The following is a 24,924-nucleotide window of genomic DNA, read 5'->3' as shown; positions in this document are numbered from 1 at the left end:
ATTTTGTTATCATTTATTTGTTTATAATCGAATACTAATTTGTTTATAATTACTTAATTTTATACAAAACCTAATAATAGTGAATACTACCATTTTTCTAAATAACAGCCCTCAACCACCCCACCCCAAAACTGATTTTTGTTCTTGCTAATTTAATAGTATGACATAAATGTACGGTTAAAACAATCATAACAAGTATAAATATTACCATTAAACAAAATATCATGATTAACTATTTTTTTGTAATAATTGGTAGCGTTGTATTTTAAAAATCACTGTTATTTATAGTTAATTGTAACAATAATTTGATAATTTTTTTATTAAAAACCTTATTAATAAAACTAATAAAATAATTGATAAGGTTTATTTGAATATTATTTATATCATTTAAATTATTGCTAATAATTACGTTACCAATATTTTTTCTTGTACCACCAATTGTTTAAATATAATTTCATAATTAATCATAATTTGTAATGTAACTCCAAGTGGCGCTTGTGGTGTATCGTATAGTAACCTAACTATTTTATCAAAAATAATTTTTTAAGGTAAAATTAATATCATTATCTGTTAACAATAAAAGCATGGTATTGATATAATAATTTGAATATTGATTTTGTAACTATTGGTTAAAATTATCAAACTATAATTTAAAATCACTAATCAACTTTTTTAAAAAAAGAAAGTCTCTAATTTTCTCGCCAGTCAATTTTACATCATCTTCGGAATTTACCTTTGCAAATAATTATTTTAATGATGCTTATTGATCAGGAAAATCATTAATATCAATCGTAGTTTTATGTTATCATCACTATGTTAAAGTTTTATTTACTTTTTCTTTAATTTGATTAAAAACTTAAATATCTTGATTTGGATTTTCATCATCGTCATCATTAATAATATGTTTTACTTGTGATGTACAACTATCAAGTTCAAAACCACTCCCCAATCCAAAAGAAAAACACTAAAAAGCGTTAGTAATTTTTTTATTAAATTATCACCTTCTTTTTGCGATTTAGGCATAATTATAATGAAAAAAATAATAACGGTGCTTTTAGCAACTTAATTATTACAAAAACATTTTGTATAAAATTATTTGTTATAACAAATTTTTGATAAAAGTCTAAAATAAACTGCGATTAAACTTATTTAAACTACTAATTTTTAAACACAATCATTATCACTTCTACGGCTATGACCTAACAATTCTAACTCTGTTGCCAACCCCCGGATGCGATCAACAATTCGTAAGGCTTTTACCTTATTAATTTCCTTATCACTAATTTCATTTTTAACATTTGCATAAATTGTTGTCAAAGCTGTCGTGGTGAAATTTGATGAAAAAAAGGTTGGTAATTGTCGAATAATGCGGTCATTTAAAATTCGAAATAATAAATCATCTCGCACTCATGAGGAAACTGATTCCCCCCCAATGTCATCTAAAAATAAAACATCTGCCTTTAATAATTTTTCAACCAATGATGATTCGCTATTAAAAATACTAAATGACTCTTTTACACGGTTAATTAAATTAATTATGGAAATAAAAGCAACTTTACGATTATTATTTGCTAAAACATTAGCTAACCTAATTAATAAATAAGTTTTGCCAACCCCCGTATGGCCATGAATATACAAGCACTTTTTTCGCTGTCCTTTGACAAATTTAATCATTTCGTCAATAATAAAATGCATATTATTAAAATTCTTATCTTTTTTAATATCATCATTTAATCGTAATTTTAATAGTTCATCACTAAAGTCATAATAAAGATAATTACTTTTAATCTTATTTTTTTCTTTAATAGTGATGGTGTGTTCGCATTCAATTCGTGTTAAAAATAAATTATTATTTTCTTTTTTAAAATAATATTTGTATCCTTTAAATTGTTGTTGGCATAATAATAAATGCGAATTTTTTTCACATTTATGATAGTTAACTATATATTCCTGAAAGATTACACTAAACTGCTGATAATTATTAACATCAAAGGCAATTTGTTGTAAATTAAACATTAATTCTGCATTATTTTGAATTTGTTTTAACAAACTTAGTTTTGCCATAGCCTCCCTCTCTCTTTTGTTTTTATATTATAATTTTTTTAAATCATCTAATAATTGCGTTAGGTTAACTTTCTTAACTTCTTGTTCCTGACGTTTTTGTTCATAAATTTTATTATATTCCAATTCCGCCAAATTTTGTTTATCAACTTTTTCTTTTCATTGATATGTTTTTGTCTTGATAACACCCTTGGTAATTTTACTTTTTTGTGTTTTTACATAAGCCCCACGCAAATGTTCCATTGCTTTATCAACAGTATTAATTTGTAATTGATGCAAAGTATTAGCTATTTTTTCGCAATACTTTCTTTCAATTCGATGAAAATTTTTAAATCAAACATATTCAATTAAACAATTAACAACCCCATGAGTTAACGAATAATCAATAATTAAATCGCGAATTAATTCAATTTCAATTGGCGTTGGTCTACTATTTTCTCGTAATAATGTTAAATATTCAATTGGATCAATAGAAATCATTTCATTAATTTTTGCTTCTAACATACTGCTTGGTTTAATCACATTTTCCTCATTAATAATTAAGTTTAATTTCTCCCTATTAAGTTGCTTTTTCAAAACTGTTTTTTGATGAAAATCAAATAATAAATTTTGAAATGTTTCATAATTAAAAATGCGATTATTAGCTGTTAACTCAATACTTTTGTAAATAAAAATAGCAAGATTATTTGTCAAAACATTATAATAATTTGCTAATTTAATAATTTTTTCTCTATATGGTAAGTATAATTTATGATTAGCATTTTTCGATGCTAAATATTTATCAATGTAAACAAAATCAAATATCATTGTTTTATTCGCTAATTGTTCAGATAAACCATTGCTAATTTTATTTTCTGGTTGATCATTTTTAATAAATTTTGTTTTAATAATTGCAAAAGATTTTTTCCCAATAATATCTAATAAATAATTTTGTAAAATTTGATTTTCAAAAAAAGCAATCGCAGAAATTGGTAATTGCGGTTTTAAAATAAATTGTTTTCCTTTTTTGTGCTTTGCAATTTTTAATAAGCCAATATTTTCTAATTTACTTTTTGCTGTTAAAAATTCATCATATGATATTTGTAATAATAATGTTAAGAGATTTTCTAAATTATATTTCGTATTTAATTCTAAGATAAAATCTTGTGCTGTCAAAGCAATATATAACATATGTGCCTTATCACCAATAATTGGGCGATATAAATATAAAAGTAACATACGTTCATCGTTTGACAATCGATACTCTTGTTTAATTAAATAAGTTTCCTCCTTTTTCATCATTTTTCGTCCTTTTCTTAATCATTAATAATATTACAACTAACAAGGAATAAGTAAATATATTTTATTAAAATAATATTATTAATTAACTTATCCACATTATTTTTTTAATAAAACAGTTATTATTATTAATTTTTTAAAACTTTTACACATATAAACAAATTTTAATTACCATATGATTTTTGTTTTTTAAACTTAATTGGGGTTAATATTAAGTATCCTTTTTTTATACATCATAATGTAATATTATGACGACCAGTAATTAATTTGTATAAAATAGTAAAACTAGAAATTATTATTTGTAAATAAATTACCATTTGAATTGGAAATTTAATTGCTTTGGCGATAAAAGTTGTTCTTAAAATAACTTGGTTTCAACCAATTGAATATAATCATAACACATTCAGACCAAATGAAATTATAACAAAGGTAATTATATATAAAATAATTGTTTTCATAATTCATAATTTTTTACTTTTGAAAAGAAACACCATACTTCCCATAAAACCATAAAAAGAAAGATTAAAAACAAAACCACTATGATACATTCCAGAAATATTAACTAAAGCTTCTAAAGTATCAGTAGCAACCCCACTTAAAACCCCAAAAAAAGGTCCAAATAACATTCCGGTTACAAAAATTAAGAAGTTACCTAAGGATAACTTAATCCCCCCAAAAACAATCGGAATTGTATAACTAATTAAATTATTTAAAATAACTGATAAAGCAATTAATAAACTAGCAATAGTAATTGTTAAAATATTAATTTTTTTTAAATTTTTATAATCTAATAAAAACCCAATTCCAAATAAAATTGCAGTTCCTATTCAAGCTCCAATATTTGTTAATAAATGTAACATCTCTTACATCCTTTCTAAATAAAACTGATAAACTAATGGAATAAAATACAGCGACCCACAAACTAAAATATTCTTTGTTTTATTTTGTAATAATAATTTTTTCCAATTTTTAACATTATTCCCCGTCTTAATATTATTAATCTTTCATGTCATTGGATGATGAAATTCAGTAATATATAAATTATTCCCAAAATGTTCTTTTAATAATGTTGAATTCTGTATATAATCTTTTTTTTGGGATGAAGCATATAACACTAGCACTTCATTTCTGTTCAAATTATGTAACATTTCAAAAGTATGAATACAAGCCTGAATTCCTTCAGGATTATGGGCTCCATCAATAATGAAATATGGATTTTTACTTAATTGTGTAAAGCGTCCTAAAACAGGGTTTACTTTAAAAAACTCATAATTAATTTTCAAATTAAAGACCTTTAAAAATTTAATTACCAGACCAACATTAAACTCTTGATAATAGTTAATTGCTTGCGGGTAAACTTCGCTTGTAATAATTCTATCCGAATCAAGATATTTTACAATTAATGGAAAATCCTTTTTACAACTTGCACTAATAAAAAGGTTGCAATTATTTTTCACAATCCCAACTTTATTTTGAATAATAATTTCTAAATTATTACCCAATATTTCGGTATGATCATAACCAATTGAGGTTAATAAAACAGCCAGCTGGTTGTTAAAAACATTAGTTGCATCTAAGGTTCCGCCAATTCCCGCTTCAATAACAGCAATCTCAATTTTTTGCTCTAAAAAATACTTAATGCAAATTAAAACCCAAATTTCAAAAAAGGTTAATTGATATTTTTTAATTTCGGGTTTAATTTCTTTGATAATTCGTTTTAAATCATTATCACTAATAACCTTGTTATTAATTTTAATACGATCACTATGACTTAAAAAAGCAGGGGAAGTAAAAAGACCAACACGGTGATAATTTAACATTAATTGCCGATGTAAGTAATTTGAAACCGATCCTTTTCCGTTTGTACCAACAACATTAATAACTTTAATGTTGTTCTGGTTATTAGCATATTTTTCTGTTAATAATATTGATAAATTATATTTTTTTTGAAATAACGTTGCTTTAAAAAGTTTCTTTTTAACATCCATTACATAACCTTATTTTAATAATGGTTTTAAATATTGGGCCGTATAACTGATATCACTTTTTAAAACAATTTGTTCTGGTGTCCCGGTTGCAACAACATTCCCACCGCCAATACCACCTTCTGGTCCTAAATCAATAATATAATCCGCCATCTTAATAACATCTAAGTTATGTTCAATTGTAATAACTGTATCGCCATTATCAACAATTTTATTTAAAACAATCAATAGTCTTTTAACATCATCAATATGCAACCCTGTTGTTGGCTCATCCAATAAAAACAACGTTTTTCCTGTTGTTCGTTTAAGTAAGAAAGTTGATAATTTAACCCGTTGTGCTTCTCCGCCAGATAGCTCGGTTGCTGATTGTCCCAATTTAATATAACCCAAACCAACTTCTTGCATTGTTACTAACTTCTGATTAATTTTTTGTTGCGCAACAAAAAATTCACAAGCCTGATCAACAGTCATTTCTAACACACCGTAAATATTTTTCTCTTTAAATTTAACTAATAATGTTTCATCATTATAGCGTTTTCCTTCACAAACTTCACAAGTAACATAAACTGTTGGTAAAAAGTGCATTAAAATTTTAATAATTCCATCACCCCGACAGTTCTCACAACGCCCCCCGGGAACATTAAAAGAAAAGCGTCCTTTTAAATAACCCCGTGCTTTGGCTTCGTTAGTATTAGCAAATAAATCTCGAATATCATCAAACACCGAAGTATAAGTGGCCGGATTACTGCGTGGTGTTTTTCCAATTGGATCTTGGGAAATATTAATTACTTTATCAATATTATCAATTCCAACAATTTTATCATGTGCACCCGGACGTTCGGTTGCTAAACCTAAATTTTTCTTAACACCCTTTCATAATATTTCATTCATTAAAGTTGACTTGCCACCTCCAGAAACTCCTGTTAAACAAACAAATTTATTTAAAGGAATTGTGACATTAATATTTTTTAAATTATTTTCCCGTGCCCCTTTAATTTCTAAGATTGGACCATTACCACCGCGACGTTTATTTGGAACAGCAATTGTTAGTTCTTTTGTTAAATATTTCCCTGTAATTGAATTAGGATTTTGTTTAATATCTTCAATATTCCCAGCAGCAACAACTTCACCACCATTAATTCCTGCTCGTGGGCCAATATCAATCACATAGTCACTAGCCCGAATTGTATCTTCATCATGTTCAACAACAATTAATGTGTTCCCTAAATCACGCAAACTTTTTAAGGTTTCAATTAGTTTGTCATTATCACGTTGATGTAAACCAATTGATGGTTCATCCAATACATACAGAACGCCAGTTAACTGACTTCCAATTTGGGTTGCTAATCTAATTCGTTGCGCTTCTCCTCCAGATAATGTTGACGAATTTCGTGACAATGTTAAATAACCCAAACCAACCCGGCTTAAAAAATCTAAACGATTAACTAATTCATTAATAATTAAGCGGGCAATTTCTTGTTGGGAATCGGTTAAACTTAAATTTAACACTTCTTTTAATTCGTATTCAACTGACAAATCAGTAAATTCCGAAATACTAATATTATTAATCTTAACTGACAATGGTATTTCATTTAACCGTTTCCCTAAACAAGTTGCACATTTTTTATCAGTCATAAATTGCTTATAATATTCTCGCGCTGATTCACTTGTTGTTTCCATATAACGACGTTCAATTAACTGTCCAATTCCTTCAATATAATCATAACCCCGCATAATATTACCACTAGCTGTTTTTAAACTATATTCAATTGGTTCATCACTACCCCTAATTAAATATTCTAATTGTTCCTTTATTAAATCACTAACCGGCTCTTCTAACATAATATGATAATGATTAGCTAAAACTTTAAATTTTTGTCATTCAATATTTGTGGTATTAACAATATTTTTTAAATAAATAATGGCTCCTTGTAAAATTGACAATGATCGATTAGGAATTAATAAATCCTCATCAACTTCTAATTTTACACCTAATCCCTTACATTCATTACAAGCCCCCTCGGGTGAGTTAAACGAAAATAAACGTGGTTCTAATTCCGGAATTACAAAACCACAAATACTACATGAATAATTAGTTGAAAAAAGCATTTCTTTCTTTTGGTCAACAAAATAAATTTTGATTAAATCATTGCTATATTTTAAAGCGACTTCAATCGAATCGTTAATTCGACTTAATAAATCTTCAGTATCTTTATAAATCAAACGGTCAATAATAATATCAATATTTTGGCGTTTATTCTTATCTAACTCAATTTCCTCGTCTAAAGTTCTTATCTCATCATTAACTTTTACCCGAATAAAACTTTCTTGTTTTAAGCGAGCAAATAAATCTTTAAAGCTTCCTTTTTTATCACGCACAATGGGGGATAAAATCATAAACTTTTCCCCTTTGTTTAAAAGTTGTTTTAAATTATTTATTATTTCTTTAATTGTTACTGACTTAATAACCCCATGACCGTTAATACAATACGGCGTCCCAACACGAGCATATAATAATCTTAAGTAATCATAAATTTCAGTAACTGTTCCAACGGTACTACGGGGATTATGACTAGTTGTTTTTTGATCAATCGAAATAGCCGGGGATAGCCCTTCAATTGCATCAACATTTGGTTTTTCATTACCCCCCAAAAATTGACGAGCATAACTTGATAAACTTTCAATATAACGACGACGACCTTCCGCATAAATCGTACTAAAAGCTAATGATGATTTCCCACTTCCTGATAAACCAGTAAAAACAACTAACTTATTTTTTGGAATTTCAACATCAATATTTTTTAAATTATTTTCCCTTGCACCTTTAACAATTATTCAATCTTTTCCCATTCATTCACCCTCTTAATTATTTCTTTAGTAAATTAACATTATAAAATAATATTATCTTTAAAAAAGAAAAATATACATCAAAACTATGCAAATTTATGCCTTATTATTATCTTTTAATTTGTTATTTCAAATTAAATTACTTACTAACAATAATTTATTAGTTTATTGCCATAAGCATTAACAATAAGTAACTTTAATTTTAAAAAAATCTAACAGTAAATGTCAGATTAGTTAAATTAGCTAAGTTTTGTTACAAATTGACTTACTTTGCTTTCAACAAAATAAACATATTCCTTGATTAATTCTTTTTGTTCTTCTAAAAATAATAAAATTTTCATGATATTTTCTTTTAATTCTGAAATTTTTTCATTATTATTATAATTTTCAATAAAATAAATTTCAACTAATTGCTCAGCAATTTCCTCATCCGCAACTGATTGTTCATAATAATTGTTGTAATTAGCTTCATTGATGATTTCGCCAATAAAATCACGAAAAAGTTTATCATCATTAATTTTAGTTTTTATTTCTAATAATAATTCTTTTAATTCTGGTTTCATAACTTCCTCCCTTGTATCATCTACTTATATTGTACTATATAAATTAATTATTTGTTTGTTTAAATAATTTGTTATATTATTTCAAATATTATTCGCGGCGGGCATTAACAACAGCTAATTGTTAATTAATTAAGGCATTTTTCGTGAAAAATTGTTTTTATTCAATTTCAAATGGTTTCAAAATTATAATTACAAATAGTTGTAATCTTAACCCCAATTATTGATTATCTAATAATTTAATGGCATTAGTTAACGTTTTTCCATAATTAAATATTGCTAAATAATCACTTATGGCTCAATTAATTTGGTCAGTACTTTTTAAAAACACACGTTGCAAGTGCGCATATTCATCATCAAAATAATTTTGTTGAACATAAAATTAAACTTTTTTCTCAAAAATATTAATATTTTTTGCTTTTTTTCGACGAAAAATATTGCGATCATTGCTAGTTGTATATCTTTTGGCAACTAAATTTTATAAATCAGTTGTTATTGTTAAATCAATATTTTTTTCAACTTTTACTGTTACAATAAATAAAACTAGTGAGACATAACCAATAAAAATTTAATTATTTTTATCATTAAAATAATAATATTTTAAAATATCTAAACAAGTCATAATATCATTATGTAATGATTATACCTAATAACAATGATATAGCTTAGTTAATTTTCATCAACTAAAACTTTTAATATTACTTATCCACTCTACCCTTATTTAATGCTTATACTATAATTTTACCATATATGACAAAATTGCAAATTGTAAATTAATATTATGTTATTGTAAAAACATGATTTTTTATAATCGTGATAATTGTTTAAAGATGCTTCTCGTTGCATTACCGCATAACGCGTCGGGGATATTATTTGTTATAAATAATTTTAACTGATCGTCGTTTTTGCTAAAACGGTATATTTAGCCCAACTTCTGATATTATGTTATTTTTCCTGTTATTTTAAATCAACTGTATATTATTCATATAATGTATGATCAGCACAGTATATATACATAAAAATATTTTTTTGCACCAGGAACCACTAAATCATTGTTTTAAAAATAAACGCTTTATCAGCTTAATTCACATTGAATTTATAATTATAAAAAAAAATATCCGTTGTAATTAAAACGGGCGCCCTCAAACGCTTTAATTGCCTATAACAACGCTTATTTTTCGATAAAACATCACAATATATGGTTTGTTGATTAATCTAAAATTAATAAACTACACGATTATAATGATAAGGCAGATAACCGAACTTTGTTTTGTTCATCTCTCGACAATTTTTACATCTTGTTTTTCATTAAAGTACTTTTAACATCAAAGTTTATCAAAATACTTCAAATGCGGCTATATTCTAAATCTGGATATAAATGTTTTAAATATTCAATTGGGGTAACATACATTAAATATTCAATTTGATGGAAATACTCAATAACAACTTCGTTACCAATTTTTAAAGTTACACCCAAACTAGGAATATTACCTGCTAAAGTATTTAAAAATGTTGTTTTTATAATTCCATTATATCCTCGCACAATATATTTTTCGCCATCACGAATATCAAAAGTTAAAGGCTTAATTAAAGAAAACTGACAACCAATTGCTAATTGCTAAGAACTAACAATAGTTGTTGATGCCGGTATCTTATATTTAAAAACAAATTTTTGTTTTGTTAATTCATGATGTTTGTCCATAACATCCATTTTATCAATTTGTTTTTGATGTGATTGGGAACTTTTTGCTATTAAAGAACGAGCTTTATTTTTTGCTACATAAGTTTCTAATTTTTAAATTAAGCGCCCTTGGTATTTTTGGGCCTTACCATATTGATCGTTTTTTAATTCACTAAATTCTAAATATTGTTGATAATTACCAACATAGCGATTAATGCTTTAAAATTTTAATAGCATAAATTATTCGTGTTACTTTGTTAATAAAATCAACATCATGCGAAACAACTAAAAAAGCTTTATAATAGTTTTGTAAAAATTTTGCTAATCATTCAACTTGTTCTAAATCATAAAAAGTTAGTTGGTTCATCTAATAACAAAAAATCATTATCAGATAATAATAACTTTGATAAAATAATTTTTCCTCGTTGCCCACCAGATAATTCGGACAATTTTACATTTAACTTTTCTGGATCAATTTCTAAACCATCAATTAAACTGTTAATTTCCTTATCAATTGTTTCAAATCCATTATGATCTAAGTGTTCATATAATTTAAATGATTTAACAAGTTCATTTTCATCATAAGTAAAACTAATCTTTTCATAAATCGCATGAATTTTTTCTTCAATATCAAATAAATGTTGATATGTTAATTTTAAAAATTAGTCAACTGTTAATGATTAATCCAACTCTTGATGTTGAATGTTGATTTAGATAACCATTCTTTACTTGTGGGTGCAATTCAACACCCGCTTGATCAGGAGTAATTTTACCATAAATAAATGACAACACTTAGTAAAATTGTCTTACCTATTCCATTGGCCCGATTAACATTAAGTGTTCACCCTTATTAATTTTAATTGATTAATTTTTATATAAAATCTTTCCATCGTTAGCGTGACTTAAATTTTAAATATTAATTAAACTCATTTAAACCTAAGCCTTTTATTCCAAAATGGAATTATATCTTATTTTCAAAAAAATAAAAAATGTTTCTATAACAAAAATTAACTTCTACAAAAAATAAAAAATTATGCCATTTTATGAATTATTTTCATTATTAATTATTTCACTAACAATAAAAAAGCTTTTGGTTCTAAACTAGCCCCACCAACTAAGGCTCCATCAATATCTGGTTGTGCTAATAATTTTTTAATATTTTCTGGTTTAACACTACCACCATATTGAATTCGCACAACATTTGCTACCGCCTCATCATAAAGATTTTCAATTTTTGCCCGAATAATTGCACAAACATTTTGAGCAATTTCTGCTATCATTGTCTTCCCTGTTCCAATAGCTCAAATTGGTTCATAAGCAATCACAATTGTTTTAACATCTTCCAAATTAATTCCCTGTAAGGCTTTTTCAATTTGGCTCTCAACAACTTGTTGGGTTTGATTTTTTTCATATTGTTCTATGGTTTCACCACAACAAATGATTGGAATCATTCCTTTAGCTAAGATTTTTTTTGATTTTAAGTTTACTGTTTCATTAGTTTCATTAAACATTTGACGACGTTCTGAATGGCCAACAATCACATGGGTCAGTTTTAAGTCTTTCAACATATTAACTGAAATTTCACCGGTAAAAGCTCCCAAATCTTCATAATGACAGTTTTGAGCAGCAATAATTAAATTATGAGAATGTTGTTTCGCTAATGCTAAATTAACAAACGGAACAGCAACACCTGCATCAATTTTTAAATCAGCACAAGCATGATCCACTTTTTTGAAGAAATCAATTGTTTCACTTGTTGTTTTATACATTTTTCAATTTCCAATAATAATTGGTTTTCGCATTATCTCCCCTCATTTCTATATAACGTTTTAATTATATACTTAAATTTTACTGATTTTCTAGTAAAATATTAACTTTTTGGTTGATTGTATGTATTATTTAATGGTTATAATTAATCTCTTAGAGAAATTATATAATAATATACCACCTACTTATTTAAAGTATATTACTTTTAATTTTATTATAAATATATTTTTCTATTTTTTTTTAAATTTTTCCACAACAAAAATACATTTTTATTAAAATTATTTAATTTCTTATATAAAAACTTGTAAATTGTAAATGCCAAATCATAAAAAATTAACTAAATTAATAGTTAACTTTTTTAAGTTAATTATAGGAGGTTGAAATTATGCAAAAAAGCAATATTTTATTTTTCGGTCGTTATTGAAAAAGTATGGTAAAGATATTGTTATTAATACTGTCAATAATATTGAAAATGATATTGAAATTAAAAAGGAAATAATAAATTATCCCGTGTAATTTATTAGCGGATAATTTATTCAATAATGTTTTTTTAAAAGGAGAAAAACGACAACGAGCAGAGCAAATTTGCAAATTTAAATTTTTTAATTTATTGAAAGTATATTTTGGATTATTAGTCCTTTTTAGGACACTTTTTATATGGACTGTTGTTTTTTCTAAATTCAACAGGTATTAAATAATTTAAACTTACCGTTAATTCGAATATTGTTATATCAATGCACAAAGTCAAATAATTTGTATTTTAATTGGGTTAAATTTATAAATTTTTGCCTCTTGACAAATTATTTTTTAAAACTTTTGTAAATTGTTTCAGCCCCAGCATTATCATAAGGATAGCCCCTCTTCTTTATTGCTTAATGATCGTTTGATGTTAAAAGTATTTAAGATATTATCAATAATTTTATTTTTAAATTCATTACTCCAGTCAGTATGAAATAACGTAATTTGTTTTAATGGTCTTGTAATTGAATAAAAGGCGTATTTAAACATTATCAACAAAAATGTCCAAATAATAATATGGTTTAGTGGTAGTGGCGGATTTAGGAACAGTGACAAAAATTATTGATTATAATTGACTGCGAACAATTAAAACGCCCGAAAATAATAATGTTCATTTTTGGGTACGATAATTTGCAGCCGTAACAATTTAAGTATGGAAGTTGAATTACATCACAGATTAAAAGGATTTAGTTCAACATTATTAATTTTTGCAAATTATATGAAACAGTATATTCGGCTGGATTGTATTCAAAACTTATCTGTTATTTTTGGTTTTTAACATTAATAAATTAGGGGTTGATTTTGATGGAAAATCACACCAACCAGTTGAACAATTAGCAATGTTACTAAATTGTCCAAATTTGAATGTTTTTCGTCCTTATGATATTTCTTATGATATTAAGGAAGCAATTGGTGTGTTTGAAAGACGGTGTCGAAGCAAAAACAACGTTATCAGTATTAGTATTATCGCACCAAGATACGGATATATATATATATATATATATATATATATATATATCAATAGGGCAAAAACATGTTAATAACAAACACCTAAAGGTGGTTGTGTTATTGCTGCAGAAGATGAGAAAAAACCACTAGACAATATTATTATTGTAACAGGTACTTAGGTTGCTCCAGCAATTGTTGCAGCTAACAAAATTAATAAAAATATTCGGTTGTATCAATGCCTTGTGTTGAATTATTTGAACAACAACCAAAGGCTTATCAAGAAAAGATTATTCCAAAAGAAGTGACAAAAGTAATTGCACTGGAATTTTCAAATGACTATGTTTGATACAAATTTGTTGGGAAAACTGGTTTATTGTTAGGGTTTGATAACTATAATTTATCAGAAAATGCTGATGCGATCATCAATTATAAATACTTATATCAAACTTAGATTATTAATAGAATTACAGCATATTTGGCAGAATCATGATTACATTATAAAAAGTATTAGCTTATAAAACTTTTTATATAATTCGAAATCATAATTATGATGTTGCGCAACAAATTTGTGAACAGTTAATTAACCTACAAGTAAAATGTTTATAATTAACTTTTACGATTTATAATGTTGAATAATTAATTAAATTTTGTAGATATCGATATAAATATCCAACAACATTAGTTGGGGCGGGAACCATTTTAACATTATACCAAGCAATCCAAGCTACGGAAGCCGGAGCGCAATTTTTAGTCGGGCCAGAGTTTTAATCAAGCAATTAGTAATTGTTGTCATCAAAATAATTTTATTGTATATTACAGGAGCGATGACGTTACAATAAGTTAACAATATTGTTAATAAAAAATGGGAAATTATTAAAATTTTCCAGCGACAGCTTTTAAATTAAATTTTATTAAAACAATTAAAACATTTTTTCCACAAAAATTTATATGGCGTCGAAAGGAATTAATTTAACAAATTACGAAGAGGCAAAACAAGATTATGATATGATTTAATCGCCGTTGGGGGTTTTTATTACCAGAGGTGTTAACAGTAAAGGTCTTGACTTGAAAAAACTTAAAACATTTGAAACAGTAGTTAATCAATAAAGGAGAAAAATAATATGAAAGATAATAAAAAAGTAATTTATAATGCAGGTAGTATGTTTACTGAAGCCCAATGAAATACAAGAAAAAGAGAAGGCGATTTATTACGCAAAATGTTTCCAGATTTTGTGATTGGTAATCCTGTTGATTTTGAAACAAATCAAACAGTTCGTCCAAACAAATAAAGCAATTTTTGAATTAAATTATGCGAGATTAATGACCGCTGATTATGTTGTTTTTGAATTAGATGAATGAGATTCAGAAAAACATATGAAATTTGATTTAATGGTTTAGCAATCCTTGCATAAGGTGTCTTGTTCGAGTAACCAGCAAAAAACAATTCTTGTGATATTGTTTTTTTATTTTTATATTAAAAAACATAAATTTATTTGCATTATTGATCGGATATTATCTTTAAATTTAAAAACTTTTATCATAAAAACAGATTTTTTACTGTTTTACCTACACAAAATAAACGATATTTTTTATAAATAATTTTAATAAAAGTATTATCTAGTGAATAATTCAACAATATATAAATTTGCCGTTTGTATCTACACAGCGCCAATTATAAAATAATTTAATAAATTATTTTTAGTGTGTTAAATTTCATAAATTTAAGACAAAATTAATAAATTTTTTAAAAATAAATTATATTAAACATTTATTTTATTGGTATTATAATGAAATCGAATAAGGTGCTACATTAATAATATAATTTACAATTCAGAAAATATATTTGGGACACTTTATTGAATATTTTATATTAAATCCAATGAATTTTTATAATTTAATGATTTTCTTGGTATTAAATTTATTTTCAATGTTATTTTATTTAAATAATCTTGAAGAAAATATTGATAAATCTATTCCTTTTGGTAAACTTCGTATCAAAATTCCATTATTATTTTCGTTTAATCCTCTTTGACCAAGACAACCATTATCAGCAAAATAAACTTTTATTTTATAAATATTTTCAAGTTTTTTCACTTGCTAAATTATTTACAACAATCAAATGTAATTGTTTTTATTGTGCTAGGTGGTTTTTGTTTAAAATAAATTTTATTATACTTTCTATGACATCTTTGCTTTTGCTATTATTTAGTTACTAGCGAGATTTATTTTTAGATCATATACCGGCTAAAGTTATAATTGCTATTTTATGGTTTTTACCAACTATAGTATATCCCTCTAGATGACTAGAGGGATATATTGCTTTAATATTTGGAAATTCAATATTACGTTCAACAATTGTTCGACAATTATTAACTTTTCTATGGTTTTCTGTTTTATTATGTGGTTTATTTTTATCTTTTCGTAATAAATTTTATTTATTAAAATTATAACGATAAAAGTTAAACATAAATAAAGTCTTTGAACAGATAAAATCTTTGTCAATATTTCTTATTATATTTGTAATAATATCTGGTGAAGTAGTGTTAATAATTAACTAAATAATTAATAATTTAAAGGTAAATTTTATTTAATGTTTTTTTGCGACCATCTTTTTTGTTTTTATTACTATTTTAATAAATTTCAATTTGGTTTAAACCAGAGCCAACATTTTATAAATTATATGGACAGTTTTTTACTTTGATTTATTTCATAAGCTGTTTTTCTAATTTAATAATTAAAATTTTGATATTATTGAATTGAAATTAATTTTTTATTGTGATTTTTTGATACACTGTGTTATTTATCCTTTTTTAAATTTGGATTTTAACACAATATTTTTATTTGTTTAACTGTTTCATTTAATTTTACAATTCATGATTTTATAAATAAAGTTATAATAAAATAAAAATTTGCTAATTTCATAATTAAGAAGGTTAAATTTTTTATTATATTTTTAATGCAAATACAACTAACGATGATAAATAATACTAATATTTTTTGGTTTAATTTGTAAAGAATAACTTAATTCTTTCATAATTGCTTCATTAATTTCAGCGGTTAAATCATTTAAATCTTCTTTTTTGATTACTTTACCACTAATATAAATATGTAATAATGCATTATCAAACATTCGACATTCAACTTTATCAACAAAATATTGGTGTGTCATATCGTGGGTTGCATATAAAATAATTTTTTTAATTGTTAATAAACTGACAATGATTGTCCCTCGATTATTATTATCAACTGTTAATTCATTAAAATTATTATTCATTTTTAGTCACTATCCTTTGTTTGTTGATGAAGATTAAGCACGGCTTAAATATTTACCATCACTAGTTGAAACAGTAATTACTTCCCTTTTTTTAATAAACAATGGTACTTGTAATTCTAAGCCAGTTTCTAACACTGCTTTTTTCATGGCTCCTGAGTTTGTATCACCTTTAACTGCTACTTCGGTTTCGGTAATTACTAAATCCACCTTATCTGGTAAAATAATTTCTAAAACTTCACCCTCATATTTTGTAACAGAAGCAATTATCCCTTCTTTTAAAAAGTTCTTTTTTCAAACTAGCTTAATTGACGGAACTTCTAATTGGTCATAAGTCTGGGTATCCATAAAGATAATATTGATCCCATCATCATATAAATATTGCATATCAACTTTATCAATAATTGCTTTCTCAACTTTATCACCACCAGTGAGAGTAATATTTATTGTCGTATTACTACGCAAATTTCTAACTTTTGTTTTAACATGAGCTTGGCCACGACCTGATTTTGAATGTTGTGCTTCAATTACAACATAAATGTTGCCCTCATATTGAAACGTTAATCCGGGACGGAAATCGTTTACACTAATCATCTTTTATTCCTTTTCTATCTTTATTGTTTTAATTATATATTAATTTTAACCAGAAAATTATTAAAATTAAGAAAAATGGGCAAATTATTTTTAACTAAAATTTTTCTCAAACTGAAATAAAAAATAATTTAAAACGGAATAATATTTCCCCTGCGGCAGCGTTATGGTATTATTAAAGTTTTAATAAAAATATTTGCTGTTTTACTAATCGCAAAGTGGTGCGATAATAAATAAAATATTGAATTTAACATAGTGAAGTAAGCCATTATTTCATCAATGGGTAAAGTTTTACCATTTGTTCCACATAATTAAATTTAATTGTATCTAATGATAATGGGGCTGTTTTATATAACGTTGTTGTAATAATCTTCATTTTATTAACAAAATGAAGATTATTACAATTATCAATAATTTTTACTAATAATAAAGGCGTTTTTCACCACCATCAGCTACGAGTTGCCACGTTAAGTCTGTTCAACTAATAAGTATTAAATCTTGATTATAATAAATAAATTTTAATTCCCACTATCAACTTCGCCTCGATATTTGTTTGTTTCTAAAGGCCCCGTAAATGGTGTTTTGAAACATTGTTTCTGTTACGGTTTTTGCTGGGGCGTTTCGGTTTCGAAAAACGGAACTAAAAATAATTAACTTTTAAATAACGCTAAAGAAATTTTCATGCGATCATGAGTTTTTTAGCTAATATAACTCACAGCATTAATTGGAAGACTAACAACCATTAAAGCTGTCAGAAATGTTAACCAACTTTTTCATCTTAATAACTCCCTTAAATGCGGCATAATCTATTTGAATGATTGCTAATTGTTTTGCATAATTGCTTTCAATAATTTGTCTTTCTTGGGCTGTTAGTAAATAATGATTTAAAATTATTCCTCAGTGTTTATATTTTGAACTACCATAATTAATAGTAACTTTTGTAGAATAAGTAACATAGGAAATCCGAATTTGATACGATCCATTAGGAACATAAATGGAATAATCATAAAAATTATTATAAATTGCATTAAACCTAGCGGTTGCAAAACTTTTGTAACGGTCAGCTAACCGTATTGGTTCAGTAATATGACAACTTATTATCAATAACTTTGTTTTATAATCTTTAAAAACATTATAAAACACTTCCATTGCCGTTGTATTTTTTTAATAAATTCCAATAAGGATTATTAAATTTGTCTTTAATTGTGGCATAATCGGGAGCAACATTATTTGTTAATTTTAAATCGCTAAAAATATGAGAAGTTCTAAAGTAATATTGCTAAAACACCACCTAATGAAAAAGTATGAAAATAAGTATATTGGTTGTCATAATCTGGTGATCACCCCCGTTAACATATCTCAATCAGCTTTTTTCGACTAGTTTCATATTCGGGGTTCAATCTGCTGTAACATTGGCAATAATTTTAATAACATTATTTTTATAATTAAAGTAATGAATCATTTTTAAAACAAAATTTATTAATTAATTATAAGTTAATGTTCCATCCCCCCATTCATTAAAAAGCGTAATTAAACTTGTGATGAACCAATATTTGTTTGTAATCAATTTTGAATATCATTTAAAATATTATCATTATTTTTAATAAATCTTTACTTTGATATAATACATCATCACCAAATTTTAATAATTGACTAGCTGTCATTACATCACCACCTAAAAATAAATTTGTAGTAAGAAAAAAGTTTGGTTTTTTGTATAAAATTTTTTATTAGTATGATGTATCTAAAACATTGATAAATCAAGATTTTATAAAATTTATTTAATTATTTTATTTATATTTTTTATAAAACCTAAACTTTTTTCTTACTACAAATTTATTTTCATACGCTTCTTCAACATATGTATCATAGTTAATACTTACATTATAAACAAAATAACGATCTATATAAACATTCCGCAAAAACTTCGACTTTGGTGAATCATCTAAGGCTTCAGAATAATATTTAACAAATTTACTACGATCCAAATGCGTTGATAAATATTTTCGAACTTTATCATATTGTAATGCTTTACTAGCATTTAATGCTTGTTGGGAATGACTTTGATTTGAATTTAAGATATAACCATTTGCATAATTATAAATTATCGTATAAGTTATCGTATCAATGTTAATAATATTTGATTCGTCACTAAAATTAGGTTAGCCGGGTTTGATTCAATATATTTGTTCCAACCATTGCTATCGGTTTGTTCAACAAGAAAATCATTAACACTCCCTGATTAAAATAACACCCATTTAAAAAAACATAATTATTTGCTAAATAAGTATAATTTAATTTATCAATATATGTTAATTTAGCATGACGATAAGCCGGGTTTTTCACAAAATAATATTTGTAAAGTAGAACTATATTTTTTAACTAAATAATCCCTGAATATCAAATATTTTTATAATTTGTCCCATAATTATAACCTTGCAATAAATGCTTTTTTGGTAAAGGAGTGAAAGCTAAATAAGTCATTAAGGTATCAAAATATTTGGTTGATTTTGTTAATTTAATTGTAGTTTAATCATCATCCACATTAATTATCATTCCTAATTTAACTAAAATTGGATCATTATAATAATTTGGTTGTTCTTTTCCCCATTGGAAATAATCTCATATTTCTTGGGCCCTGATAATAAACAAACGCCATATTCATGCTGTTTCGGATAAATTTTTTGGAAAAATAACAAAATTTTACCGTATTAAATCGTATCACTTGCTTTAATTTTGTGTTGAAAATTACCTTGATAATCAAATTATTTTATTTGTAATGACAATTTTATATTTTATAAATTGGATTTGCAATCCTTTTTAGGACACTTTATTTAATATTTTGTATTAAATCCAATGAATTTATTTATTATTATATTTCTCTAATTCCATATCCATAATTAAATTATCAATATATTCATATGTACTTTCTTTTGAATAACATTTTTCTAATGCTATATTAAATAAGTCTTCTTCGCTATAAACATAACCACTTTCATCTTTTTTCATATATTGTTAATAATTTATCATCCTATAATCTGTTTCTTCATATTCTAAATAGTTAATTATTAAACATTTAACCTCATCAATTTCATATCATTTTAAATTTAAGTTAAAATTTGTTGGCAATGAAATATTACCACACGTTGTTCTTAATTACCAAATTTAAGATATAAATTTAATTATCAACTAATATCATAATAACTATCAATTTGTGCATAAATAATATCTTTATTTGTAATTTTTAATGCTTTATTGTTAATTCATTTTTAATTTAAGTAATCACTAATACAATATGACATTTTCTTATTCCTCCTAATTATTTTTATTGTTTAATGCTCAATGTTCATCAGTAATATCTTCTTGTGATACTTGATAACTTTTAAGCATTGATTCATTCAATTTATTTTTTTTATTGCATTCTTTATTAAAACAATAACCTCAATATCTTTGTTTAATACAAATTTTATTTAACTTTTTCATATAAACCTTCTAAATTATTTGGTTTATTTTTTTCTTAATTTCTAATATTTTTCATCCATTTGCAGCCAAATCTAAAATATCATTAATTTTGTAATGTTTAATATTATAATTAATAACATCTAAATTGTTTTTAAATAAATTTAAGTATATTTTTGATAAATATAAACATTGCAAATCATAATGATTTTTATGATGTGAAATACGACAATTAAAATGTTGACCATTAACTCAATCAAATGATATTGTTATTTCATTTCAAGTTTTATTAATATACAAACTTTTATATTCTGTCATTATATTTCCTCCTATTTTTAATTTGATGATACTCACCTTAAAGTGAAAGTATAAAAGTGATAATTAGTTATATAAATATTTATCTATTTATTTACTACGCCATCCGCTTCATCGAGAGTGAGCGGTGGCGGTATATTATTCAATAGTCGAAAGTTGTTTTTTATTGATTACGCCAGAAAATTCTCTATCTTCATCCGCGCTATTTCAGACCATTATATCTTTAAGTTTTTAAAATAAATTAACTTGCACCTTGAAGAGCCTAATGCTAGCTTTGTGATTTTTAAAACCGCTACCACTTTTAAGAAGTAATATCTATTGCCAAATTTATTTATAAAGTTATCATCTCAATATTTATTGTGGTTTGATATTGACCTTGCACTTATTACAATTATCGCTTAGTTCTAATAAACTAGCATCGATTTACATATTTCCTCATACACTATTTCAGTACTTGCCTCGACTGGCTGTTGGAATAAGATTAAACTCATGTTATGATAAAAATCACTTAATTATTTAAAATAACTGTTACACACTGCATTAAGTTGTTTTATAAAATCAAAGTTTTAAAAAACCAGTTTCTCAATCAAAGATAATTTTTGAATTTTTTAAGCATTTATAAAATCTCTTTTGTTTTTTATCTTTTGTCCGATTTAATAAATCTTTGGATTGGCAACATTTTTAGGACACTTTTTATATGGACTGTTGTTTTTTCTAAATTCAACAGGTATTAAATAATTTAAACTACCGTGAATTCGAATATTGTTACATCAATGCACAAAGTAAAATAATTTGTATTTTAATTGGGTTAAATTTATAAATTTTTGCCTCTTGACAAATTATTTTTTAAAACTTTTGTAAATTGTTTCAGCCCCAGCATTATCATAAGGATAGCTTTTATTGCTTAATGATTGTTTGGTGTTAAAAGTACTTAAGATATTATCAATGATTTTATTTTTAAATTCATTACTCCAGTCAGTATGAAATAACGTAATTTGTTTTAATGGTCTTGTAATTGAATAAAAGGTTTATTGCGCTAATTGTACTATTTTGTTTGTATCGACACACTATAGCCAATTATTTCACGATTAAACAAGTCAATCAACAAACAAAGGATAATGTCAAATGTCATTTAGCACCACCTTGAACATATGTTAAATCACTAACAACAACTTAATTTGGTTGTTTATTAATTAAATTCACGGTTTAAAACATTGCTAATTTCGTTGTTATTAACCATCAACTTATGATTACAATATTTTAATTTGGTGTATTTAGATACTAACTGATTTTTAATCATAATTTGGCGAATTTTTTCACGATAAGATAATATCTTTTTTAATTTAAAAAGCTTTAATTTTACAAGATCCATAAATTTTGGCGATTAGCATTAAATGCGCTGATAACTTTTTGTTCATAATTATTAACATCAACCATAGCCGTATTTATTAATTTGGTAGTAATATGTTAATTTTACTATCTTTAATTTTGATCCTATTTGACCAATTTTTCGCACAGAATATTTTTCTTTATTATTGTTAATAATTTCTATTTTTTTATTAATTATCAACACTGCTTGCCTTAAAAGGTTGTTTTCCATTCATAATTAGATTAATTATTTTTGCAAGTCAATCAGTTAATTTTTTTCAATAGTGCGATTTTTTGCTTTAAAAGATCCAAAATTATGAAATTTTTCAATTAACTGATATATGGTTGATTTTGACACCTTATATTATTTAAAAATTTCAAGAATGGTTTTACCATTTTGATAAAGTAAAACAATTTGTTTTTTAAATTAATCGGTATATTAATTTATTACCATTTTTATATTCCTACTTTCTTCTCATAATTATATTTTATTTGAAAATTCACATAAATATGATCCAACTTATTGTAACCTATCCAGTTTTTGTTTATCACAAATTCATAAAACTTTATTTGATAAAAATTCTTGGGTAATTAATTATATTGATTGATAATAATTATTAATATAACAGATTATTTATTGCTTATTAATTTTCATTACTCATCCCTTTCTTTGATATTGAGTTTTTTTATTATTCTTATTCAATTTAAAAGTTTTTCCAAAAACCCAATCTTTTTTATACGACCATCTTTTTGGAAAATTACCACCAACCGAATATTTTGCGTGATCCCATTATGTACTTCTTTATAATTTTTTAATTATACCGATCAATATAAAAAAATGAAAGTTCTATACTTCCATTAGTTCTTTTTCCTTTAAAGTTGCTTTTTCATTAATCTTTTTAATAAACTGATCAGTTAATTTTTGAACTTCCCCTTCATAATATTTTTTATCATCTTCGTTTAAATCACTATCTTTTTTAATATGTTCATTACTATCACGACGTTCATTACGAACAGCAATTTTAAATTGCTCACTTTCCTTTCGCATTTCTTTAACCAATATTTTTCGGCGTTCTTCTGTTAATGGGGGGATATTTAACCGAATTAAATCTGCTTCCGAATTTGGTGTTAACCCTAAATCAGCTTTATTAATTGCTGTAACAATTAAACTAATAATTGAACGGTCATATGGTTTAATTACTAATTGGCGTGCCTCTGTAACCATAATATTAGCTAATTGTTGAATTGGGGTTAATGTTCCATGGTAATCAATCATAATATGTGATAACATATTTGGATTAGCCCGACCAGCGCGAATTTTGACTAATTCATTTTCAAAAGAAACAATCACTTTTTTCATCTTTTCTTTGGTTTGATTAATAACTTCTTGCGACATCTATTTTTTTCCTCCTGTGACAATTGTTGAGCGAGCGTTACCATGCGCTGCCTTATAAATATTATCTGGTTCATTAATATCAAAAACAACAATTTTAACATTATCTTCCATCGCTAAACTAGAGGCAGTTAAATCCATCACTTTTAATTGTTTTTTTTGTAATTCATTTAAACTAATATTATCAAAACGAATAGCATCGGCATTGTGGCGGGGATCTTTATCATAAATACCATCAACCCCATTTTTAGCCATTAACATCACATCTGCATCAATTTCAATTGTTCTAATTGTTGCTGCTGTATCAGTGGTAAATTTTGGTTGTCCAGTTCCTCCGGCCATAATAACAATTGTCCCTTTTTCTAAGGCAGCTTTTGCTTTTTTAAATAAATATGGTGAAGCAACTTCCGAAACCTGAATTTTTGAAGTTACGACAACATTTTCGCTACCTTCATTTTTTAAAACTGCTTCTAATGCCAACGCATTCATAACAGTTGCCAACATTCCCATATAATCTGCACTAATTGAATTCATATTAATTGTATCAGCGCAGTTACCACGTCAAATGTTACCACCCCCAACAACAATCGCAATTTGTAAGCCTTCTTTTTGCAATTTAACAATTTGTTTGGAAATATCATGAATTTTCTTTGAATCATATAAATCATCAGTATTCCCTAAAGCTTCACCAGATAATTTTAATAAAACACACTTATATTGTAACGCCATTATAAATTTTCCTCTCTTTGTCCTATTTTATTCTAATATATTATAATTTGTTTTAACAAATAATCAAAATAAAATCATAAATTAATCAATAAATTCGCTTTATTTATAATGTTAAATTTTGGTTAATGATAATTAATTTTAATTTAAACTTG

Annotated in this window: 30 protein-coding genes; 5 read left to right on the top strand and 25 right to left on the bottom strand. The window is 25.3% G+C overall.

Annotated features, from left to right (window positions below):
• Nucleotides 1-1,164: 1,164 nt before the first annotated feature.
• The 10 genes from ACE38S_RS02120 to tpiA all read right to left on the bottom strand — a co-directional run bounded on the left by ACE38S_RS02120 (nt 1,165) and on the right by tpiA (nt 12,214).
• Nucleotides 1,165-2,064, bottom strand: a complete 900-nt coding sequence (locus ACE38S_RS02120) for an ATP-binding protein (protein WP_374696173.1) — start codon at nt 2,062-2,064, stop codon at nt 1,165-1,167.
• A 27-nt stretch (nt 2,065-2,091) separates the two neighbouring features.
• Nucleotides 2,092-3,342 (bottom strand): DnaD domain protein, encoded by a 1,251-nt coding sequence (locus tag ACE38S_RS02115; RefSeq protein ID WP_374696172.1) that lies wholly within the window; start codon nt 3,340-3,342, stop codon nt 2,092-2,094.
• A 161-nt stretch (nt 3,343-3,503) separates the two neighbouring features.
• The gene (locus ACE38S_RS02110; protein WP_374696171.1) at nt 3,504-4,199 is read right to left on the bottom strand and encodes a folate family ECF transporter S component; all 696 of its coding nucleotides are present in this window, start codon (nt 4,197-4,199) and stop codon (nt 3,504-3,506) included.
• Between the two features lie 3 nt (nt 4,200-4,202).
• Nucleotides 4,203-5,327 (bottom strand): bifunctional folylpolyglutamate synthase/dihydrofolate synthase, encoded by a 1,125-nt coding sequence (locus ACE38S_RS02105; protein ID WP_374696170.1) that lies wholly within the window; start codon nt 5,325-5,327, stop codon nt 4,203-4,205.
• Between the two features lie 9 nt (nt 5,328-5,336).
• Nucleotides 5,337-8,174 carry an excinuclease ABC subunit UvrA gene (gene uvrA / locus ACE38S_RS02100; RefSeq protein ID WP_374696169.1) on the bottom strand — a complete coding sequence of 946 codons (2,838 nt, stop codon included), beginning with the start codon at nt 8,172-8,174 and terminating at the stop codon, nt 5,337-5,339.
• A 236-nt stretch (nt 8,175-8,410) separates the two neighbouring features.
• A complete protein-coding gene (locus ACE38S_RS02095) occupies nt 8,411-8,734 on the bottom strand; it encodes a hypothetical protein (protein ID WP_374696168.1) in 324 nt (107 codons plus the stop codon).
• Nucleotides 8,735-10,022: 1,288 nt separating this feature from the next.
• Entirely contained in the window at nt 10,023-10,274 is a 252-nt protein-coding gene (locus tag ACE38S_RS02090) for a hypothetical protein (RefSeq protein ID WP_374696167.1), read from the bottom strand.
• 349 nt (nt 10,275-10,623) lie between these two features.
• Complete coding sequence (locus ACE38S_RS02085; protein ID WP_374696166.1) at nt 10,624-10,779, bottom strand: hypothetical protein; 156 nt, start codon at nt 10,777-10,779, stop codon at nt 10,624-10,626.
• Entirely contained in the window at nt 10,709-11,008 is a 300-nt protein-coding gene (locus ACE38S_RS02080; protein WP_374697112.1) for an ATP-binding cassette domain-containing protein, read from the bottom strand. The genes ACE38S_RS02085 and ACE38S_RS02080 overlap by 71 nt, the downstream gene beginning before the upstream one ends.
• A 468-nt stretch (nt 11,009-11,476) precedes the next feature.
• Nucleotides 11,477-12,214 (bottom strand): triose-phosphate isomerase, encoded by a 738-nt coding sequence (gene tpiA / locus ACE38S_RS02075; protein WP_374696165.1) that lies wholly within the window; start codon nt 12,212-12,214, stop codon nt 11,477-11,479.
• A gap of 280 nt (nt 12,215-12,494) precedes the next feature.
• Here tpiA and ACE38S_RS02070 point away from each other — a divergent pair, with 280 nt between their 5' ends.
• Complete coding sequence (locus ACE38S_RS02070) at nt 12,495-12,695, top strand: hypothetical protein (protein WP_374696164.1); 201 nt, start codon at nt 12,495-12,497, stop codon at nt 12,693-12,695.
• Nucleotides 12,696-13,019: 324 nt separating this feature from the next.
• On the opposite strand, the gene ACE38S_RS02065 is transcribed toward ACE38S_RS02070, so the two are convergent.
• Nucleotides 13,020-13,193 carry a hypothetical protein gene (locus tag ACE38S_RS02065; RefSeq protein ID WP_374696163.1) on the bottom strand — a complete coding sequence of 58 codons (174 nt, stop codon included), beginning with the start codon at nt 13,191-13,193 and terminating at the stop codon, nt 13,020-13,022.
• A 272-nt stretch (nt 13,194-13,465) separates the two neighbouring features.
• Here ACE38S_RS02065 and ACE38S_RS02060 point away from each other — a divergent pair, with 272 nt between their 5' ends.
• The 4 genes from ACE38S_RS02060 to ACE38S_RS02045 all read left to right on the top strand — a co-directional run bounded on the left by ACE38S_RS02060 (nt 13,466) and on the right by ACE38S_RS02045 (nt 14,935).
• Nucleotides 13,466-13,738 carry a hypothetical protein gene (locus ACE38S_RS02060; RefSeq protein ID WP_374696162.1) on the top strand — a complete coding sequence of 91 codons (273 nt, stop codon included), beginning with the start codon at nt 13,466-13,468 and terminating at the stop codon, nt 13,736-13,738.
• 143 nt (nt 13,739-13,881) lie between these two features.
• Entirely contained in the window at nt 13,882-14,097 is a 216-nt protein-coding gene (locus ACE38S_RS02055) for a transketolase-like TK C-terminal-containing protein (protein ID WP_374696161.1), read from the top strand.
• A 185-nt stretch (nt 14,098-14,282) separates the two neighbouring features.
• The gene (locus ACE38S_RS02050) at nt 14,283-14,414 is read left to right on the top strand and encodes a hypothetical protein (RefSeq protein WP_374697111.1); all 132 of its coding nucleotides are present in this window, start codon (nt 14,283-14,285) and stop codon (nt 14,412-14,414) included.
• Nucleotides 14,415-14,767: 353 nt separating this feature from the next.
• Nucleotides 14,768-14,935: a hypothetical protein gene (locus ACE38S_RS02045; RefSeq protein WP_374696160.1), complete on the top strand. Its 168-nt coding sequence runs from the start codon at nt 14,768-14,770 to the stop codon at nt 14,933-14,935.
• 646 nt (nt 14,936-15,581) lie between these two features.
• Here the strand turns inward: ACE38S_RS02045 and ACE38S_RS02040 are convergent.
• The 14 genes from ACE38S_RS02040 to pyrH all read right to left on the bottom strand — a co-directional run bounded on the left by ACE38S_RS02040 (nt 15,582) and on the right by pyrH (nt 24,772).
• Nucleotides 15,582-15,740 carry a hypothetical protein gene (locus tag ACE38S_RS02040; RefSeq protein WP_374696159.1) on the bottom strand — a complete coding sequence of 53 codons (159 nt, stop codon included), beginning with the start codon at nt 15,738-15,740 and terminating at the stop codon, nt 15,582-15,584.
• Nucleotides 15,741-16,614: 874 nt separating this feature from the next.
• Nucleotides 16,615-16,920: an MMB_0454 family protein gene (locus tag ACE38S_RS02035; protein ID WP_374696158.1), complete on the bottom strand. Its 306-nt coding sequence runs from the start codon at nt 16,918-16,920 to the stop codon at nt 16,615-16,617.
• Between the two features lie 33 nt (nt 16,921-16,953).
• Nucleotides 16,954-17,511, bottom strand: coding sequence for an elongation factor P (gene efp, locus ACE38S_RS02030; protein ID WP_374696157.1), 558 nt, complete (start codon nt 17,509-17,511; stop codon nt 16,954-16,956).
• Nucleotides 17,512-17,776: 265 nt separating this feature from the next.
• On the bottom strand, nt 17,777-17,989 hold the full coding sequence (locus tag ACE38S_RS02025; protein WP_374696156.1) for a hypothetical protein: 213 nt from the start codon (nt 17,987-17,989) through the stop codon (nt 17,777-17,779).
• A gap of 251 nt (nt 17,990-18,240) precedes the next feature.
• The gene (locus tag ACE38S_RS02020; RefSeq protein ID WP_374696155.1) at nt 18,241-18,657 is read right to left on the bottom strand and encodes a hypothetical protein; all 417 of its coding nucleotides are present in this window, start codon (nt 18,655-18,657) and stop codon (nt 18,241-18,243) included.
• Nucleotides 18,658-19,298: 641 nt separating this feature from the next.
• Nucleotides 19,299-19,496, bottom strand: a complete 198-nt coding sequence (locus ACE38S_RS02015; RefSeq protein WP_374696154.1) for a hypothetical protein — start codon at nt 19,494-19,496, stop codon at nt 19,299-19,301.
• A gap of 169 nt (nt 19,497-19,665) precedes the next feature.
• Nucleotides 19,666-19,854 carry a hypothetical protein gene (locus ACE38S_RS02010; RefSeq protein ID WP_374696153.1) on the bottom strand — a complete coding sequence of 63 codons (189 nt, stop codon included), beginning with the start codon at nt 19,852-19,854 and terminating at the stop codon, nt 19,666-19,668.
• Between the two features lie 516 nt (nt 19,855-20,370).
• Nucleotides 20,371-20,517 (bottom strand): hypothetical protein, encoded by a 147-nt coding sequence (locus ACE38S_RS02005; protein ID WP_374696152.1) that lies wholly within the window; start codon nt 20,515-20,517, stop codon nt 20,371-20,373.
• A 306-nt stretch (nt 20,518-20,823) separates the two neighbouring features.
• The gene (locus ACE38S_RS02000; protein ID WP_374696151.1) at nt 20,824-20,991 is read right to left on the bottom strand and encodes a hypothetical protein; all 168 of its coding nucleotides are present in this window, start codon (nt 20,989-20,991) and stop codon (nt 20,824-20,826) included.
• A gap of 9 nt (nt 20,992-21,000) precedes the next feature.
• Nucleotides 21,001-21,285, bottom strand: a complete 285-nt coding sequence (locus tag ACE38S_RS01995) for a hypothetical protein (protein WP_374696150.1) — start codon at nt 21,283-21,285, stop codon at nt 21,001-21,003.
• A 1,186-nt stretch (nt 21,286-22,471) separates the two neighbouring features.
• Nucleotides 22,472-22,654 carry a hypothetical protein gene (locus ACE38S_RS01990; protein ID WP_374696149.1) on the bottom strand — a complete coding sequence of 61 codons (183 nt, stop codon included), beginning with the start codon at nt 22,652-22,654 and terminating at the stop codon, nt 22,472-22,474.
• 51 nt (nt 22,655-22,705) lie between these two features.
• The gene (locus tag ACE38S_RS01985) at nt 22,706-22,882 is read right to left on the bottom strand and encodes a hypothetical protein (protein ID WP_374696148.1); all 177 of its coding nucleotides are present in this window, start codon (nt 22,880-22,882) and stop codon (nt 22,706-22,708) included.
• A 615-nt stretch (nt 22,883-23,497) separates the two neighbouring features.
• Complete coding sequence (frr, locus tag ACE38S_RS01980) at nt 23,498-24,046, bottom strand: ribosome recycling factor (protein WP_374696147.1); 549 nt, start codon at nt 24,044-24,046, stop codon at nt 23,498-23,500.
• A complete protein-coding gene (pyrH, locus tag ACE38S_RS01975) occupies nt 24,047-24,772 on the bottom strand; it encodes a UMP kinase (protein ID WP_374696146.1) in 726 nt (241 codons plus the stop codon).
• Nucleotides 24,773-24,924: the final 152 nt, after the last annotated feature.

This window comes from Spiroplasma endosymbiont of Polydrusus formosus, from assembly GCF_964263245.1.
Classification (GTDB): domain Bacteria; phylum Bacillota_I; class Bacilli_A; order Mycoplasmatales; family Mycoplasmataceae; genus Spiroplasma.
The sequence above is the reverse complement of the archived record's forward strand: the minus strand, read 5'-3'. Positions and strand labels throughout refer to the sequence as shown.